The organism is Protofrankia sp. CiP1_Cm_nod3, from assembly GCF_982290655.1.
The window spans coordinates 15,708-16,336 of the sequence record NZ_CEVIVD010000078.1 but is presented as its reverse complement, the minus strand read 5'-3'; the positions used below and the strand labels follow the sequence as shown (position 1 = coordinate 16,336).

Here is a 629-nt window from a genome sequence, read left to right as displayed (position 1 = left end):
CCGCGGTGCGTGGCAGGATCCGCCATATGGATGGTATGGGGGGTTCCGCTGGCCGTGATCCTCTGGAGAACGCTCCGGACCGGACGCAGGAGTGGGACTTCTTCATCTCCTACGCCAGCGGTGACGTCGAATGGGCGGAGTGGATCGCCTGGCAGCTGGAGGAGGCCGGCTACCGGGTGCTGCTCAAGGCATGGGATGTGACGTTCGGAAATAACTGGATGGAAATCATGCAGCAGGGCATGACCCGGGCGAAGCGCACCATCGCGCTACTCTCGGCGGCCTACCTGGGCTCGGCTTCCAGCCAGCCGCAGTGGCAGGCCGCTGTCCTGGCCGATCCACAGGGCGTTGACCGTAAACTCGCCCCCATCCGGATCGAGGATTGTGACCGGCCGGGATTTTTTGCTCAGATCACTTCCATCGATCTGTTCGGCTTGGACGAAGATACCGCTCGAGAAAAGCTGCTCGAGAAAATTAAGAGTCTTCTGGACGGCCGGGCAAAACCCGCAGCGCCACCGCTTTTCCCCCACGCTTCACGAGAAAATGCGCCTGCCTTCCCCAGCCCGTCGTCACCGAGGGATGAGCGTGCTCGGCGTCTCGCCGTCGAGAGACGTCAGAAGGTGGACCGCAAA

Annotated in this window: 1 protein-coding gene; it reads left to right on the top strand. The window is 62.3% G+C overall.

Annotation, left to right across the window (positions count from 1 at the left end):
* Positions 1-26: 26 nt before the first annotated feature.
* Positions 27-629 (top strand): toll/interleukin-1 receptor domain-containing protein (locus tag AC5LUJ_RS15430; protein WP_250285840.1); only part of this gene is annotated, 603 nt, incomplete at its 3' end.